Annotated in this window: 14 protein-coding genes and 1 pseudogene; 6 read left to right on the top strand and 9 right to left on the bottom strand. The window is 42.5% G+C overall.

Annotated elements, in window-relative coordinates; genetic code table 11:
- The first annotated feature begins 153 nt into the window (after positions 1-153).
- Positions 154-1,002 (top strand): hypothetical protein, encoded by an 849-nt coding sequence (locus tag F6K53_RS26040; RefSeq protein ID WP_293069374.1) that lies wholly within the window; start codon positions 154-156, stop codon positions 1,000-1,002.
- A 447-nt stretch (positions 1,003-1,449) separates the two neighbouring features.
- Here the strand turns inward: F6K53_RS26040 and F6K53_RS26035 are convergent, their stop codons facing one another.
- The 4 genes from F6K53_RS26035 to F6K53_RS26020 form a co-directional block, all read right to left on the bottom strand.
- A complete protein-coding gene (locus F6K53_RS26035; protein WP_293069372.1) occupies positions 1,450-2,229 on the bottom strand; it encodes a DNA-binding domain-containing protein in 780 nt (259 codons plus the stop codon).
- On the bottom strand, positions 2,183-2,410 hold the full coding sequence (locus F6K53_RS26030; protein WP_293026384.1) for a hypothetical protein: 228 nt from the start codon (positions 2,408-2,410) through the stop codon (positions 2,183-2,185). The genes F6K53_RS26035 and F6K53_RS26030 overlap by 47 nt, the downstream gene beginning before the upstream one ends.
- Before the next feature lie 182 nt (positions 2,411-2,592).
- Entirely contained in the window at positions 2,593-3,453 is an 861-nt protein-coding gene (locus F6K53_RS26025) for a DUF692 domain-containing protein (protein ID WP_293069370.1), read from the bottom strand.
- 706 nt (positions 3,454-4,159) lie between these two features.
- Positions 4,160-4,561 (bottom strand): DUF2282 domain-containing protein, encoded by a 402-nt coding sequence (locus F6K53_RS26020; RefSeq protein WP_293082665.1) that lies wholly within the window; start codon positions 4,559-4,561, stop codon positions 4,160-4,162.
- Positions 4,562-4,911: 350 nt separating this feature from the next.
- Here F6K53_RS26020 and F6K53_RS26015 point away from each other — a divergent pair, with 350 nt between their 5' ends.
- Positions 4,912-7,164, top strand: a complete 2,253-nt coding sequence (locus F6K53_RS26015) for an adenylate/guanylate cyclase domain-containing protein (RefSeq protein WP_293082663.1) — start codon at positions 4,912-4,914, stop codon at positions 7,162-7,164.
- A gap of 319 nt (positions 7,165-7,483) precedes the next feature.
- Complete coding sequence (locus tag F6K53_RS26010; RefSeq protein ID WP_293028468.1) at positions 7,484-8,350, top strand: DUF928 domain-containing protein; 867 nt, start codon at positions 7,484-7,486, stop codon at positions 8,348-8,350.
- Positions 8,351-8,543: 193 nt separating this feature from the next.
- Here F6K53_RS26010 and F6K53_RS26005 read toward each other — a convergent pair whose 3' ends face one another.
- The 4 genes from F6K53_RS26005 to F6K53_RS25990 all read right to left on the bottom strand — a co-directional run bounded on the left by F6K53_RS26005 (position 8,544) and on the right by F6K53_RS25990 (position 13,276).
- The gene (locus tag F6K53_RS26005; RefSeq protein WP_293069365.1) at positions 8,544-9,893 is read right to left on the bottom strand and encodes a serine/threonine-protein kinase; all 1,350 of its coding nucleotides are present in this window, start codon (positions 9,891-9,893) and stop codon (positions 8,544-8,546) included.
- A gap of 795 nt (positions 9,894-10,688) precedes the next feature.
- On the bottom strand, positions 10,689-10,844 hold the full coding sequence (locus F6K53_RS26000) for a hypothetical protein (RefSeq protein WP_293082660.1): 156 nt from the start codon (positions 10,842-10,844) through the stop codon (positions 10,689-10,691).
- Between the two features lie 45 nt (positions 10,845-10,889).
- Positions 10,890-11,516, bottom strand: a complete 627-nt coding sequence (locus F6K53_RS25995; RefSeq protein WP_293082657.1) for a hypothetical protein — start codon at positions 11,514-11,516, stop codon at positions 10,890-10,892.
- Between the two features lie 251 nt (positions 11,517-11,767).
- The gene (locus F6K53_RS25990; protein WP_293069359.1) at positions 11,768-13,276 is read right to left on the bottom strand and encodes a peptidoglycan-binding protein; all 1,509 of its coding nucleotides are present in this window, start codon (positions 13,274-13,276) and stop codon (positions 11,768-11,770) included.
- Positions 13,277-13,646: 370 nt separating this feature from the next.
- On the opposite strand from F6K53_RS25990, the gene F6K53_RS25985 reads away from it, so the two are divergent.
- The 3 genes from F6K53_RS25985 (at position 13,647) to F6K53_RS25975 (ending at position 15,562) form a co-directional block, all read left to right on the top strand.
- Positions 13,647-14,522, top strand: coding sequence for an ABC transporter ATP-binding protein (locus F6K53_RS25985; protein WP_293043746.1), 876 nt, complete (start codon positions 13,647-13,649; stop codon positions 14,520-14,522).
- Positions 14,523-14,537: 15 nt separating this feature from the next.
- Positions 14,538-15,011, top strand: a complete 474-nt coding sequence (gene scpB / locus F6K53_RS25980) for an SMC-Scp complex subunit ScpB (protein WP_071104321.1) — start codon at positions 14,538-14,540, stop codon at positions 15,009-15,011.
- Positions 15,012-15,181: 170 nt separating this feature from the next.
- Positions 15,182-15,562, top strand: coding sequence for a DUF760 domain-containing protein (locus tag F6K53_RS25975; protein ID WP_293028451.1), 381 nt, complete (start codon positions 15,182-15,184; stop codon positions 15,560-15,562).
- A gap of 386 nt (positions 15,563-15,948) precedes the next feature.
- Here F6K53_RS25975 and F6K53_RS25970 read toward each other — a convergent pair.
- Positions 15,949-16,260, bottom strand: a pseudogene (locus F6K53_RS25970) (transposase); the annotation flags it as partial.
- Between the last annotated feature and the right edge of the window lie 124 nt (positions 16,261-16,384).

Here is a 16,384-nt window from a genome sequence, read left to right as displayed (position 1 = left end):
TTTGAGAATGGCTCCCCCCTTCCGCGCGGGGGGCTGGGGGGGATCTAAATCTTGCGGAAAACTTTGAAAACACGCCCTAGGCTCTTTCTAGAATGTTAATAGGTGTATTGTGGTACTAGTATGATTAACTAGAGACAAATTAGGGAACAAACAATGAGCAACATCTACGTATTTCATCAGGGGCGAGGAGATAGTGGCTGGCTCTGGTATAACGTTTTTGATGGCAATGAGTGGCTTGGAGATGAAAAAGTTCATAAAACTGGGATGACAGGAGATCCATCAGCAGTAGTATACAATGACCTGTTATATGTATTCCACCAAGGACGGGGAGATAGTGGTTGGCTCTGGTATAACGTTTTTGATGGCAATGAGTGGGCTGGAGATCAAGAAATTGGTAATACTGGTATAAGTGCTGGCCCATCAGCAGTAGTATACAATGACCTTCTCTATGTGTTCCACCAAGGACGAGGGGATAGTGGTTGGCTCTGGTATAACGTTTTTGATGGCAATGAGTGGGCTGGGGATCAAAAAGTTCCTAAGACCGGAATTACTTCTAGTCCATCAGCAGTAGTATACAATGACCTTCTCTATGTGTTCCACCAAGGACGGGGGGATAGTGGTTGGCTGTGGTATAACGTTTTTGATGGCAATGAGTGGGCTGGAGATAAAGAGGTACGGGGCACAGGTTTAACCGATGATCCAGATGCATTAGTCTACAACGGTCAAATATACGTGTTTCACGAGGGCAGAGGTGATAACGGTTGGCTCTGGTGCAATGTCTTCGATGGCAATGAGTGGGCTGGAGATCACAAGATACATAACACTGGGATAACTGCTGGACCATCAGCAGTCGTATATAATGACGAAATTTACCTGTTACATCAAGGGCGAGAGGACAGTGGATGGATGTGGTGTAATGTATTTAATGGTTCTGAATGGGTTGGAGACAAAGAAGTCCCCAAGACTGGTATTTCTGAAGGACCAAGTGCAGTGCTTTACTAAGTGATTTGGCGTTGCTGAATCAAGATAAGAATTAAGAATTGGGAATTGAGAATTAAGAATTGAGAATTGAGAATTAAGAATTGAGAATTAAGAATTAAGAATTAAGAATTAAAAATTAAAAATTAAGAATTAAGAATTCTGCCTTCACCATTCTGCCTTCTGCCTTCACCATTCTGGCTTCTGTCTTAACCATTCACCATTCAGCCTTAACCATTCTACATTCTTAATTCTCCATTCTACATTCTTAATTCTCCATTCTTAATTCTCCATTCTACATTCTTAATTCTCCATTCTACATTCTTAATTCTCCATTCTTAATTCTCCATTCTCCATTCTTAATTCTCCATTCTCCATTCTTAATTCTACATTCTTAATTCTCCATTCTCCATTCTTAATTCTACATTCTACATTCTTATATAGTGTAGCGATCGCACATTGATATTTCTTCTACATCGAAAACCTGGCAATCCATCCACGTTGTACAAATCGCGGTAACTCAGATGCTACATCAATAGCTAATTCATCAGCAGCCAGGTCTTGACAAATGGCTTCAAATCGATTTTCCCCTTGAAAAGCCTTCAGCAGTTGCCATTCTGCTTTTGTTGGCAGCTCAATGCGCATATCATAACCATTGCGCCAGAGGAATAGTTGTATCCCCCCTTCATCCAAATTCACTTGCTGATCACCTTGGTATTCAGCCTGATTAACCTCCCAAATGCGATGGATAGGGTAAGCCGACTCAATCAGAACACTATTTTTAGGTAAATGGAAAATCAGTTCTCCCCATTTTTCTTGGGGAACTGTACTCAATGCTTGGACATCTAACCTGGTAGCCTCTTCACCATTAAACACCCGATGCCAGTGCCACTCTAACCGCGCCACATCCGGTAAATAGGGTAACTGTTTGGCTGGCTCAAAATTTGCCAGAAAATCAGCAAAGTGCTCGCCATAATCCCCTAAATCCATAGATAGAGAAGGAAAGCGTTGGATATATCTTACTGCTGTTGCATCAAAAAATTTCTCTCCCACCAAACAACAGCAGACTGGATAAATTGACATTAAGGTTTGGCTCAGGTTGCCTAAGACACTGCCACGATAAATGGCTAACCCTTCAGCAGGGGTCAATTGTTTAGCTGCTTTGATGTGTTGAGCAATGGTTTGTGTACTGGCAGGATTATTTTCAAAAACAGCATCGTAAAATAGCTGTTGTAGTGTCCTTAATTCCATGATTATATCGGTTTTTAAGGTTATAGCAAAGGGAATCGGGAACAGGGAACAGGGAACAGGGAGTAGGGAGTAGGGAGTAGGGAGTAGGGAATAGGGAATAGGGAACAGGGAACAGTAGTAAAGAGCTCCGAATAGTTTTTGATGTTATAGCGCTACGCGCAACGCAAGAGGCAAGAGGCATGCATGCTAAAGTTTACTACAAAAGCTTTTCAGCTTGTATTAATGTCCTAACCTTAATGCGTAGTGCTATATGAGAAATCAGCAAGAGTGTTCATGACCTATTTAAAAATGCTATATATAGGTATCCTAAATAAATTGTGATAATTTTTGATCCGAAGTTCCCGACTCCCGACTCCCGACTCCCTACTCCCGACTCCCTACTCCCTTTGTTATACTTACCTGATCTAAATACTCCTGAGCTTTACTCGCTTGAGTCATTAATACCTCAAAAGCTGGGATATCAGTATCCCATTCAATCAGAGTAGGCACCGGACCAAAGCGCTCTAATGTTGCTTGATACAATTCCCACACTGGAGGATGAACAGGATAACCGTGGGTATCAAATAGATACTCTTCCCGTTCTTCATACCCTGCTAAGTGAATTTGTTTGACCCTGGTTGCTGGTATTGTATTCAGGTAATCAAGGGGGTCAAATCCCTGATTAGTAGCAGTGACATAAAGATTGTTGACATCTAGCAACAAGTAACAATCTGCTTTTTCTAACAATTGTTGGATAAATACCCATTCTGGCATGGTTGAATCTGTGAAGCTCACGTAAGCCGATGGGTTTTCTATCAAAATCCGACAACCTAGAAATTCCTGAGCTTGCAAAATCCGTTGGGCTACATGTTCCATCACTGCTTCGGTATAAGGAAGAGGAATTAAATCGTTAAGATAGTGACCATTAACGGAAATCCAGGATAGGTGATCGGAAATGTATGCTGGTTCAATCTGCTGGGCTAACTCTTTTAAATTTGTCAAATACTCTAAATCTAAAGGGTCCGTTGACCCCAAAGACATACCGACGCCATGCAACGTAACCGGATAGTTTTGGCGAACTTTTTCTAAATAGTGGAGTGGTAAACCCTGAGACGTTAAATAATTATCTAATAATACCTCAAACCAAGGTATAGTATGTTTATGAGTAAGGATATCTTGATAATGGGCGGAGCGTAAACCGATTCCAGCACCGTTAATTGAAGCTGAAGAAACCTGAGTTGTCATAGCATTATTGTCATGGCATTATTTTTCGGATTTATCCATGGTAGTGGTGAGTTGACTCTAATTCCCCCCTTTCTTAAGGGGGATATGTGTACATAACGCTACTCAGCTGAATCTAATTCCCCCCTTTCTTAAGGGGGGTTAGGGGGGATATGTGTACATAACGCTACTCAACTGAATCTAATTCCCCCCTTTCTTAAGGCAGGGCTGTTTCAAACTTTAATAAGTTAACGATTATTGGAGATAGGGGGATAGGGGGATAGGGGGATAGGGAAATAAACTAAAATTTCCCGAAAAATCCGCCAATTTAGTCATTAAAATCTGACAAATTAGTTGGGAGGAAGCAACTCCAATGACTAACAATTCGTGATTCGGCCTTCGAGGAGGGTTAGATAAATTTGGCCAAAATTCCGACTATTCGCGCTCCTTTTCTCCCCATCTCCCCATCTCCCCATCTCCCCATCTATTTTCTAGAGAATGAAACAGCCCTACCTTTCTTAAGGGGATATGTGTACATAACGCTACTCAGCTGAATCTAATTCCCCCCTTTCTTAAGGGGGGTTAGGGGGGATATGTGTACATAACGCTACTCAGCTGAATCTAATTCCCCCCTTTCTTAAGGGGGGTTAGGGGGGATCTTTGTACATAACCCTACTCAGCCATGATTCCAAAGCTGATAGCTGAGTGCCAAGCGTGCTGAATGCTTCCTTTAATTGGCTTGCGCACTCTCGGTTGGCTTTTCAGTTTCCTGACTGGAGGTTTTTGGTGGTACAATAGTTCCACCAACAATCTTGTTGCAAGTGCCTTCAGGAACGTAGATCCACTCATTAGGATCGCTATCTACCTTAGCCATCCCGCCGCAACTATGGCCGTTGGCTGCACAATCGTTCTTACCCGCCTTAACGATACCAGCACATTTTTCCATTCCTTCCTTACCGGCCAAGGCGTTTTCAGATGCTACACCTAAACCTAGAGCCAAGACACTAGTCAAGGCAGCGCCTACCATTACGGTTTTTTTGATATCTTTCATCACAGAATTCTCCCGAATATCAGAACTGACTCCTAAGTCCGTAGACAGAATTAAACTAAAACAGTGTTGGTTTAATTCCAATCTATGTAATTATTATTTAAAGTATTTAACCTATCTTAACCGAGTCTTTGAAAAGTATGAGATAACCCTGAGAAAGTTATTAAAATGGGATAGGACATTGTCAACATCAGCTATCAGCCATCAGCTATCAGCTTTTTGTTGTAAATCTATCACTCCCGTAAGTGTGGGGAGGGTGAATCGACCCAAAGCTAAGACAGAGCTTTGTAGTTAGTCCAGTAAGGGTTCAACCGTAATATAGTTTCCTAGTAAGCGTGAGGTACATCTGAAGTTTCTGCCCTGCTCCCAGATCCGCTGTTCCCTGTTCCCTAAAATCCAGAACGAAAGTACCTCACCCAATTGAAAACTGCTATATGTGGCAACCAGTAAAACAACAACTATGGGAATGGCGCGGTGTTCTAATTACTACACCGGTGGTGGCTGGAATTGCGATCGCATTCAGGCTACTCGGCTGGTTACAGCCTTACGAACTAGCGGCTCTCGACCAATACTTTTGTTGGCGTCCGAAGGAAGCTACGGATGAACGGATTGTGATTGTGGCTATGACTGAGGCAGATTTAAAGCGTGCTCAACGGTGGCCAATCACTGATCGGATGCTTGCCCAACTTTTAGACAAAATCAAAGCTCAAAATCCTGCAGCGATTGGTCTTGACCTGTATCGGGATTTTCCAGTTGAGCCCGGTCATGGTGAGTTACTCAAGGTGTTTGAAACCACACCCAACTTAGTTGGTATCGAATACATCGATCAAGACAACCCTGACAATGCGGTGCCTCCTCCACCGATTCTCAGTGAACGTGGTCTCGTAGGTGCCAATAATGTCGTAAACGATATGGATGGTATCCTGCGGCGCAGCTTACTTACTTTGAAGGTAAATGATCACTTAAAGCCCTCCTTTAGTATGCTCCTAGCGGGGATTTATCTAGAGTCAAAAAACATTTTTCCTGAACCATTACAGCAAGATCCCAGAATTTTCCAGTGGGGCAAGGCCATGTTTCGCCCTTTGGCCAGCAATGACGGCGGTTATGTGGGAATCGATCATAGCGGTTACCAGATTTTCTTGAACTATCGCGGACCAGCGGGAACCTTCCGCACCGTAACCATGACCGACGTTTTGGAAGATAACATTCCAGATGACTTGATCAATGATTCCATCGTTTTAATTGGTGCAACTGCGGTCAGTTTAAATGACTTTTTCTACACCTCCTACAGTAATGACACTACCATCCGGGAGTTAACGGCTGGGGTGGAAGTCCAAGCTAACATGGTCAGCCAAATTATTAGTGCTGTGGAAGATGGTCGTCCCTTGCTCAAAACCTGGTCGGAGCCTGTGGAAATCCTGTGGATTGTAGTCTGGTCTTTCGTTGGTGCGACTCTAACTTGGAAATGGCGCTATCTTGGCGGTCTCGGAGGGCTGTCCTTGAGGAGAACTGCGATTACCGTGGTGGCCACAGGGGCATTATTTGGAAGTACCTATGGAGCGTTTTTGGGGGGTTGGTGGCTCCCGGTGATACCGCCATTGTTAGCCTTAAGTGGGTCTGCAATTGCCATCACAGCTTACGTTGCTAGCACTGCTAAAGAGATTCGTCACACTTTTGGACGTTACCTAACTGACCAAGTGGTGGAGGATTTGCTGGAGAACCCAGACAAACAAAAACTCGGGGGTGAAAACCGGAAAATCACCATCTTGACCTCTGATTTAAGAGGCTTCACTGGGATCTCAGAACGGTTACATCCCCAAGAGGTAGTCAAAATCCTCAACATCTATTTGGGTCACATGGCGGATGTGATTACTGCTTATCAAGGAACTATCGACGAGTTCATCGGGGATGGGATTTTAGTGCTTTTTGGTGCTCTCACCCTCCAAGAGGATGATGCCCACAGAGCAGTGGCTTGTGCCCTAGCGATGCAATTAGCCATGACTAGTGTCAATGAAGAAATCGAGCAGTTGGGCTATCCAAAACTGGAAATGGGCATCGGTATCAATACTGGTGTGGTTGTGCTTGGGAATATTGGTTCCGAAAAACGCACCAAATATAGTGTGATTGGCAGCGCCGTTAACCTGGCTTACCGAATCGAATCTTATACAACTGGTGGTCAAGTTATGATTTCTTCTTCCACTTTGGAAGAAACTGGCGAATTCTTAAGAATTGACGGTCAAATACAGGTAAAACCCAAGGGAATTAAACAGCCAATTACTATCTATGAAGTGGGTGGAATTGGGCATCATTATAACCTATTTTTACCCAAACAGCAAGAAACGTTTTTCGAAGTTAACCAAAAAACCAAGCTACAATTTAATTATGCTTTTATAGATGGAAAGCATATCAGCAAGTCGGTCTACACTGGGCGTTTAGTCGAGATTTCAAGTAAGGGAGCTAAGCTTCGTGCTAACAGCAGCGAAATCTCTGCTATCCCTGAGCCACTGAGTAATCTTAAGCTCAACTTACTCGATCCAGATAATGTGAACCAACCCAGTGAGGACATCTACGCCAAGGTTTTAGAAAAAACAGCAGAACCGGGAAGTTTTTACATCCGGTTAACTGCTGTCCCTCCGGAGATATCAGCAAAACTAGAATCTCTATACCAGTCAGTAATCAGGAATTGATTCTAAGTTCTGTGAAGTCTAATTTAGTCACCGTTGAGTTGGGTCAAGGGTTTCGGGTATAAAAAGTTACCTGGTTCCAGGCAATTTGGTCTAATTTCAAGTCTAGTTAATCGCTGCTAGAAAAACCCTGTGTTGGTTGCGGGATAATCTTTTGATCGTTTCCCTGCCACAGGAAAACTAGTCAGCGGGATTTGAGATTAGAAATCCATGGCACCAAAAAATTATATCTCTGAAACAATTAAGCTTAAACTCAGGCTTTACTAAGGATTAATGCTAATTCTTGTAATTGTCTATTCTAGTTTAATAATTCAATAAACTTATGAAAACTACCGCTAACATTATTAATTTATTGGGACGTACAACATGGGCACGTACAACCTCACTACTGATTGTACTGCTGTTTTGCACACTCACCCCTCAAGCTAGCTATTCTCAAAGGTTGCAATCTGTCAACGGTCAGGTTGTAGATTCTAATCATAACTCATCGGAAACCCAAAATAGTTCCCAAAATAGTTCAGCCAAAGGCTCACGCTTACGATTTATGCCACCAACCGATAGCGCTCCTCGCAAGAGTAATGGGTCTGGTTCACGAAGCCCGTATGAGGAGTTACCACGTGAATTGGTGACGCTGTTAATTCCCTCAAGGGAAGTAGCTGCACAGACTATATCTGCTCATCCTAGATTTTTCTGGTATTTGTCCGAGCCTGTAGACGTACCACTAGTATTTACGTTGGTGGACACAGTAGGACACCAGACAATATTTGAGAAAAGGATTGACTCAGGTCAGGTAGGGATTATCTCCGTAGAACTTCCGGAAAACAGTCCAGAACTGATGGCAAACCCACCAGGACTGGAGGAAGAAGACAGGAAGATATATATGTGGTCTGTTACCCTAGAATGCGATCGCGAAAACCCGCCTAAGACTTCCTATTATAGGAGCTGGATTGAGCGGGTATCACAATCCCCAGAATTAGAGCAAAAGCTAGCAGCAGTTGGTGCAAATACCAACAGCTCCACCTCTGAGTTACTGCATCAACAAGCAATCATCTATGCCGAAGCAGGGGCTTGGTTTGATGCCCTTGATGCCCTTTACCAGGCTCAAGCTGCTAATCCCAATGACTCCTCGATTCGAGCAGATTTTATCGCTTTGCTGGAACAAGTGGGATTGGGTAGTGTGGCACAGTAGTGGGTCATACCGAGTTGTATTCAAAGATAGTAGATTGGTTGGATAGGGAGATGGGGAGATAGGGAGATGGGGAGATAGGGAGATGGGGAGATAGGGAGATGGGGAAAGTTGTATGTTTGACCGCAACTTGGTATCAGTGGATCACTGCTGACTTCTGACTTCTGACTTCTGACTTCTGACGCTAAGGGTAGCGCTATATCACTCCAAGAAAGTCGCGCAATTCCTCAACCAACCATCTTTTCTCAACTTTGGTAAGTTTGGAACCAAATTTGTGTTGTTGGGCTCCTTCCCCAATAGCACAGGTAATAGTTTTTTGACCTAGGAAATTAACACTACTATCCACTTCAACAAATTTAAGATCTACTGTACGTCCTGTAATCTGTCCCAAGCTTAAACCAAATAACTGCCATTCTATCTTGAAGGTATATCGGTTAATTTCCAAATATATCTCACCAGCAATATCAAATAATAGTCCCAATAAAACTAGCACAATAATCCAGAATTCCAGGAAAAATACAGTCGAAAAAAAAGTTACTATTGTCACCATTTTCCAGACAAGAATAAATTTAAGTACAGATAAGATCAAGATAGCCAAAAGCAAGTTATTACCGTTTAATCCACAGGGCGGAATTTCTGCTACCAAACGCTGGTAATTTTTTGTAAAAATGATGCGACTACCAGCAGGTTGTTGCCGCTGTGGTATTATAGAACCAGACAAAGAACTGGAAATTGACTTTTTTTGCCGTAAGGCATCTATCGCTTCCTCCACAGACTGGAATCGATCTTCTACAGCTGGTTCTAGCATCTTCTCTAACCAGTCAGCAAAATGCTGTGATATCTGCACTGAACCACGAAAATCAATCTTTAGTCGCTGCTGAGGTAGATCGGCAGGAGAGCGATGGGTTAACAAAAACAATAGTGTTGCCCCTAGACTATATAAATCAGAAGCACAAAATGCTTGTCCTTGAAACTGTTCTGGTGGCATATAGCCAAAAGTGCCAACAAATGTTTCCCCGTAGCTTAACGTATTACGATAGACATCTTTGACAGCACCGAAATCCACCAAAAATACTATACCTTTGGAATTTATAATCAGGTTTTGTGGTTTAATATCTCGGTGAATCACAGCTGGATTCAGTTGATGGAGGTACTCAAGAATGTCCAAAATCTGGAAAGCAATTTCCTTGATTTCCCCCTGACTAGGGTACCAACCCTTTTTGACTAACTCACTGAACGACTGACCCCCAACCAATTCTTGAATTAAGTAAAAACGGCGGTCATCAGCAGTGTCGATGTAAAAGTAGTCTAAGTATTTGGGGATAGCATGATGGTTGAGCTTGGCAAGGATTTTAGCTTCTCTTTCAAAAAGTTCTAACCCTTTCCAGTTTTCTAGTCCGCGCAGGGAGATGGCTTTAAGGGCTACTCGCTTGTAGTTAGTTAAATCTTCAGCTTCGTAGGTTGTTCCAAAGCCACCCTGACCTAAGGGTGCAACAATGCGATAGCGGTCACCAATAATTGTGCTTGGCTGATGTAGTAATATCATTGGCTGTCTCCTAAAAACTTGATTTCTGTCAGGATTCAGCTATCAAGTGATCCCCCTAAATCCCCCTTATTAAGGGGGACTTTGAGGTTGAAAAGCGTACCTCATAAATGCTATAAACGCTATAAATTCGCAGCTTCTTAAATAAAGAGATTAATACCAATTTACTAATTTTGGCTCAGCTCTGTTGCTCTCATTATTAATAGCGGTTTGGGCAGCTTTTCAAGTAGCGTGTTAGCTGATTGACCGTAGGTCACGCTACGCGATGAAGCGAAGCTTCCGCTAAAAGCGATCGCTGTTCGCGCAGCGTGCGCCTAGCGCATAGATTGATCGCTGATTACTGTAGTGATAATTTCGGCGTTGCTGATTGGAATAAGTTCCTAAGCCTAAGCAATCGTTCCTAACAATTGGCATAGCCATGGCACCGCCTTTATCCAAATTATTTGGATGTGACGCAATTGCTATTTATCCCTAGAAGTAACGACTGTTTACTACTACGACAAAACTAGCGTTCGCGTAGCGTGACCTACGGCCAATCGCTAATATAAGGCTTAAGACCAGATCAGGACTTACCTATTTACTTACCTATTTACTTATTATTTTTAGGATCATTACTTTGGCTCCAAGGTAAAAGTGGCATCAGAAAACTCCAACCAATCACCTTTGCGCCTTTGCTAAACCTAAAAACACTCCTTTACGTGGATAGAAGTGTTTTTACTTAGCCTGCCCAGCTTGGAGATATCAATATTTTGACTATAGCTATAGCTTTTTAATTTGTCAACCGTACTATTCCAGATATCAGCTTAAAATCCATTCATCTATATATAGCTTAGCGTGCTGAGTATGGGATGTTGTTGGTTTTTTTGTTTTGCGTCCGCTATATATAGCAAAAGGAACAGGGAACAGCGGATCTGGAAACTTCACCTTGAAAGCCCCATCTCCCCATCTCCCCATCTCCCCATCTCCCCACACCTCCCACACTTCCCACACTCCCCCCTCTTAATTATCTCCCCCTACTTGATTCTTATCGATCGACCGTTTCTGATTATATTCCTGAATCAATTCCGAAAGATTAGCATTTTTTTGCTTCAGAAGCTGCAGGTAATCTTCTTCCATAGCATTAGTAAGTTCAAGATTTATCATATCTATCGCTAAATTAATCTTAAACTCAGAAAATTTATTATGAAACGCTGCTGCATTATCATAGCTTTCCGAAGGGTTAGTTGTCGCACTTATGGTGCCGAATAATGTTCCTAATAGACTAATTAAAAATATAAAAAACTTGACGATATTTTCAGCTTGGTCATCAGAAACAAATTCTTGAATAAACGTGACCAATAACTCATTACCTGCCGTAATACCTGCGATAGTCGCTAAAAAAATAGGGATAGTATATTGCAGAACAAAGAAAACGTACAAAAGAAAGTTTGAAAAAGAAATTTGAAAGTCACATCGTCTTTGGATATCCAAGAAAATCTTGTAGTAGTTAGACGAGAAGCTATACTTTTTTTCTTTAGGTTTTTGTCCCCACACGGTTTTAAATTTTTGTCTAAACCTGACCCTAAAAAACCCAAGCATAAAACGTTTCTGGCCATGATATAATATCAAGTCCGGTTGACTAATCATGATATCCCTTCTGGCCTACAATCCAGAGACTACTTGGGAGGTGATTAACCGGACTTGATATAACTACTTACATTTACTTGGAGTTTAGACAGTAACCGGACACTTACCGTGAAAATTGATCAAAGTGACACAAGAGGGATATAACCTTTTGCATACTTATGAGGTACACAGGATTTTTTCCTGCTCCCTGCTCCCTGTTCCCTGTTCCCTAAAATCCCAAAATTATGTACTTCACCCAATTGACACTAGATTCAAACCAATTCCCCCATCACCGCTCTGCGCAAAATCTCTGTCACTTCTGTTGCTATTCTGGCATCAAGTTCCACCGCTTCACGATTGAAATCTCTTGGCTCAAGCACTTTTGCTCCCCGTAGCGCCATACTGAAGGTAATCAATTTAGCTGGCTTGAGGGCATCGTCAAGACTAGGCTTAACTAATTTAACTAGGGCGACATAAACCGCTTCGGTTCTGTTCCTAATACTGGTAACTCCGTTGCCGAGTTTTGAGATAATCACTGTTGAGTCAATCACATTCAACAAACCCAACTCTTTAATAGCTAAATCAACTAACCGAGCTGGATCGTTCGCCATTGCTCTGATGATACTTTCGAGACTATCCCACTTAACTCCTGGTAGCTGGCATGCTTCCGGTATGTAATTATGCCAACCCACCATTGAGATCATCCGATTTAAATCATAAGCGGATATAGTATTACTTTCCCATTGAGGGGGTTCAGGGTCAGCAGTTAGAATTATCCTTTTGGTTGTGCTACCAAACAACTGGGGGTACTCGATAAAGGGTTTTTCCCCATATCGGCCACGGAAAATCAGGCTATCATTACCTGTAATCTGTTTCAGCCAATTTTCTAAGTCCATTTGGGGAGCAAAGCGCTTTAACATTGCTCCTAAGCAATTAGAACTTGCTGTATTGTAGTCATAACTGATCACATCTGTGATTAAATCACAGACAGGAATATCCCTTTGATTTCCAGCTTGGTCTGTGCCTCGAATTGTACACTTATCGAGGTCGTCATTAGGAGATTTGCTATTAAGGCGAGATACTAGATTAATAATGGGGATAATCTTACTACCACTCCATAATTCGTCATTACTTAGGGCATTTCGTCCCAACCATTTTACCTTGAACTCTTGGTCTACAAAACTACCAACACAGACACAAGCTTCTTTGATGTCTTGATGGAGAAACTCCAAACCTTGCTGATCAATATCTGGAAGTTGCCCCAGGATTGGATAAGGACTGAAAGTCTTATCCGCTTTAATTACAGACACTAGATGTTTACCATCCGGTTTCTGGTTCAGGCGGGAGGGATAATCTTTAATTTGCTGTTTGTATGGTGAAGTATTAATACCGAGATATAATAGTTTGGGATTATCTTTAGAACCTTGAACAGCAGCTTGTAGGTATTTTTCGTAAACGTTATTTTTGCTATAGTTATCTACAGTTATCAAGACTTCAGTCTCGCCAATGTCCAAATTCCACAGCACTGAATCCTCAGTGCTTTTTATCAGTTGCTGATCACAAAATACTTTGAAAAAAATGTCTGGTCGTTGGTCAGTAAACAGTTCTTGAAAATAGGATTCATCGAATTCCATACCAAAGCTGCCATGGTCATCAGTGATGGCCCTACCCACCAAGTTGTTGAAAATAAGGTCTTTATCCCATGCTTCAACCCTTAGTCCTGAAACGACGCCACTGGTTTTTGGATCGATTACCCGACCTAATATCCGAAATATTGCCATACTAAATTCTACGATAAAAGTCAATAACTGTAGCTGATAACTAATGGAGTAACCAAAGGAACAGCCCCTATTTGTTTTAACCTACGGATTGATGCTTTGTCTAGATATAATAATACTTAAGTTTACTTTAAATTTCCAATACTTGATTTTAAGTATTGGAAATTTAAAATTCAAAGTAATACTATGTTAATTAAATAACCGTTAATATTGATGAATACAACTGTAGCAGTTGTATTTGCCCCTAAATTTGCGATTACTGCTCTTTTTATTAACGGAATTAGATCAACATGATATAATTTGCTTCTAACCTGTGGTGTGGAAGCGGGTTAGCTTAAGTCTGTTGACTCAATATCATACATACAAGGAATCTATGCCCCCAGCTGTTTCCCTCCAGAACATCTACAAAATCTACGATAAGGTCCCTGTAGTCAATGACCTCTCCTTTACGATTGAATCAGGAGAGATATTTGGTTTGCTTGGTCCGAATGGTGCTGGTAAATCCACTACAATTCGGATGGTAACTACGTTAACTGAACCGACCAAGGGGCAAATTAAGGTAGCGGGTTACGACGTTGTACAAGAAAAAGATCAGGTCAAGGAAAATATTGGTGTGGTCTTGCAGCAAACTAGCGTGGATATTGACCTGACTGTCTGGGAAAACATGGAACTCCACGGACGGCTGCATCACATTGCCAATCCTGGGCGTCAGCGGCTGATTAATCAGTGGTTAGAGTATGTAGAGCTAATAGACCGACGGGATAGTTTAGTGAAAACTCTGTCTGGGGGAATGAAGCGTCGGTTGCAAATTGCTAGAGCGCTGTTACATCAACCGAAGATTCTATTTTTGGATGAGCCTACAGTGGGATTAGACCCCCAAACCCGCCGTCGCCTGTGGGAAATTATTCGGGATTTGAATCGCCAAGGTATGACCATATTGCTAACTACCCACTATATGGAAGAAGTGGAGTTTTTGTGCGATGGCTATGGCGCTGGCAAGCCAGGACGGATCGGGATCATGGATTCTGGTAGACTAATCGAATTAGGTACACTTGAACAGTTGCGCCACCAACATGGGGAAGGATTGCTGATCAAACAACTCTCAGAACGCTTTGAGTACAAATTTTTCCCGACTCTGGAACAAGCGAGTGGCTATCTCGAAAGTTTACCGGATAAAACTGGTGTGATGGTTCGTCCCTCCAACCTGGAAGATATTTTTGTTGAATTGACAGGACGTCAATTGGATTAGAAGCGAATTAAAACAATGCCTCGTCTAGCTACCCAAATTGAAGCGATTCTATACTTGAAGGGACAGCCCGTCTCCATAGAGGAAATCTCAGAGTATGCCCAATGCGATCGCGAAAAAGTTGCGGATGGCCTGATTGAACTGATGGCAGACTATGCCCACCGGGACAGTGCTTTAGAAGTTGTGGAAACCCCTGCTGGGTATAGCTTACAGTTACGAGCCACGTTTAGTGAATTACTGCAAAACTTAATTCCCGCTGAATTGGGCACAGGTGCTTTGAGGACTTTAGCTGCGATCGCTCTTAAAGGTCCGATTACTCAAGCTGACCTAGTCAACCTTCGTGGGAGTGGAGCGTATCAACATATCCAGGAACTGGTCGAGCTCGATTTTGTCCAGAAACGTAGACAAACTGAGGGGCGCTCGTACTGGTTACAAGTTACTGAAAAATTTCATCAACACTTTGAAGTTGAGCAGCTACTGCCACCCCAATAGAAGCTATGCCAAGGGTTACAGAAACTTCAAGATTTCTTTAAGTAAGCTTTTTTTCTCAGAATTTCTACCGAAAAAACTTAGATTTATCCCCGAAAGCGGATTCAGCTTATCTCACAATCGTTTAGAGTATAGAAAAGTCGAGATGAAGCAGGTCAAACCTAAAATTTCTAATGGTATTCAACCCCGATTTTCTAAGTTCCCCAGGAGCAGAGCCTCAAGCGAACCAACTGCTGCAATACCTCCAGAATCAACCTTCTGATGTTTTAGCAAGGATTGCTAAGTCTGCTAGCCCTGAAATCCAACAAATCATCTCTCAGAACGTTCAGGGGCTAGTAGGGATGCTGCCATCAGAAAACTTTAATGTTCAAATCACCACTGATCGGGAAAATTTAGCTGGATTGTTGGCTTCAGCCATGATGACTGGTTATTTTCTCCGTCAGATGGAACAGCGTATGGTTCTTGAGGACAACTTAAGCAACTCCACTCCCTTACCTACTCACAAGCGGCCAAGTGAAAAGCGTAGCGACTCCCCAAACCCAACTGAGTCATAGATGTCCTCTGGTTTAATACCTACTTTGATACCTACTAAGTTAGGTAGACACCAGTGAATTCCACTATGTTCAGAATGATTAACTTGGGAAAAAGAGTAAATGGAATAGGTTAAAGGGATGATACTATAACAATCTATTGTCCCTTTTTCCTTTTTAGGCGCAGGTCGAGATGGATCGGATGGGAGGATGGGCGGATAAAGGGGGATACTCGTGCATCCATTATTCTGCCCTGATCCGAAGTTCTCTTGTCCTAAATTACCGACAACTGCAGCGAAGTTTGTTACCGATTACCCATTATCGTAACCCAAACAAAATCTTCGACGCGGACTGGATGCACAGAAGGTCAACGACCCAGCCAAATCTTAATCTGTTGACACTCCCCATAGCTAGAAGCTAGGGGATTCTCGGTTCAGCGACTCGTCTTGCCCTTCCAGGCCGGAACCAAAAAGAGTAGAGGACAAATCTCCCCGAGCGTTGAGTAGAGTTCCCGTGTGCCCCAAGGTACTTAAGGCTCTAGTTAGTATATTTTTTGCGGCGTTGTGATCGCGATCTAGCCGACACCCACACTTGCAGACATGAGTTCTAGTCGATAAAGACTTCTTGACTACTTCGCCACAATTAGAGCAATTCTGGCTGGTATAAGCAGGGTTGACTGCAACAGTTACCCGACCAAACTTTTGACCAAAATATTCCAGCCACTATTAAACTAAGCCGGTGAGTCGCCTCACCGACTCGTCTTCAGAACCGGACGTGACATTTTCACATCATCCGGCTCCTCATCAAACGGAACCACTGACATTGGTACCTCTAGAACGGATTTTC

Origin of the sequence: Moorena sp. SIO4A1, from assembly GCF_010672065.1 — a bacterium.
Taxonomy (GTDB): Bacteria; Cyanobacteriota; Cyanobacteriia; order Cyanobacteriales; family Coleofasciculaceae; genus Moorena.
This window is presented reverse-complemented; position numbering and strand designations above follow the sequence as displayed.

Excerpts from the sequence above, each read along its gene's own strand:
- F6K53_RS26030 (WP_293026384.1), bottom strand. The coding sequence starts at position 2,410 with ATGCCTCTTGCCTCTTGCGTTGCGCGTAGCGCTATAACATCAAAAACT.
- F6K53_RS25975 (WP_293028451.1), top strand. The coding sequence starts at position 15,182 with ATGGTATTCAACCCCGATTTTCTAAGTTCCCCAGGAGCAGAGCCTCAA.
- F6K53_RS26015 (WP_293082663.1), top strand. The coding sequence starts at position 4,912 with ATGTGGCAACCAGTAAAACAACAACTATGGGAATGGCGCGGTGTTCTA.
- F6K53_RS26035 (WP_293069372.1), bottom strand. The coding sequence starts at position 2,229 with ATGGAATTAAGGACACTACAACAGCTATTTTACGATGCTGTTTTTGAA.
- F6K53_RS26005 (WP_293069365.1), bottom strand. The coding sequence starts at position 9,893 with ATGATATTACTACATCAGCCAAGCACAATTATTGGTGACCGCTATCGC.
- F6K53_RS25990 (WP_293069359.1), bottom strand. The coding sequence starts at position 13,276 with ATGGCAATATTTCGGATATTAGGTCGGGTAATCGATCCAAAAACCAGT.
- F6K53_RS26000 (WP_293082660.1), bottom strand. The coding sequence starts at position 10,844 with ATGGGGAGATGGGGAGATGGGGCTTTCAAGGTGAAGTTTCCAGATCCG.
- F6K53_RS26025 (WP_293069370.1), bottom strand. The coding sequence starts at position 3,453 with ATGACAACTCAGGTTTCTTCAGCTTCAATTAACGGTGCTGGAATCGGT.
- F6K53_RS25985 (WP_293043746.1), top strand. The coding sequence starts at position 13,647 with ATGCCCCCAGCTGTTTCCCTCCAGAACATCTACAAAATCTACGATAAG.
- F6K53_RS26010 (WP_293028468.1), top strand. The coding sequence starts at position 7,484 with ATGAAAACTACCGCTAACATTATTAATTTATTGGGACGTACAACATGG.
- F6K53_RS25995 (WP_293082657.1), bottom strand. The coding sequence starts at position 11,516 with ATGATTAGTCAACCGGACTTGATATTATATCATGGCCAGAAACGTTTT.
- scpB (WP_071104321.1), top strand. The coding sequence starts at position 14,538 with ATGCCTCGTCTAGCTACCCAAATTGAAGCGATTCTATACTTGAAGGGA.
- F6K53_RS26040 (WP_293069374.1), top strand. The coding sequence starts at position 154 with ATGAGCAACATCTACGTATTTCATCAGGGGCGAGGAGATAGTGGCTGG.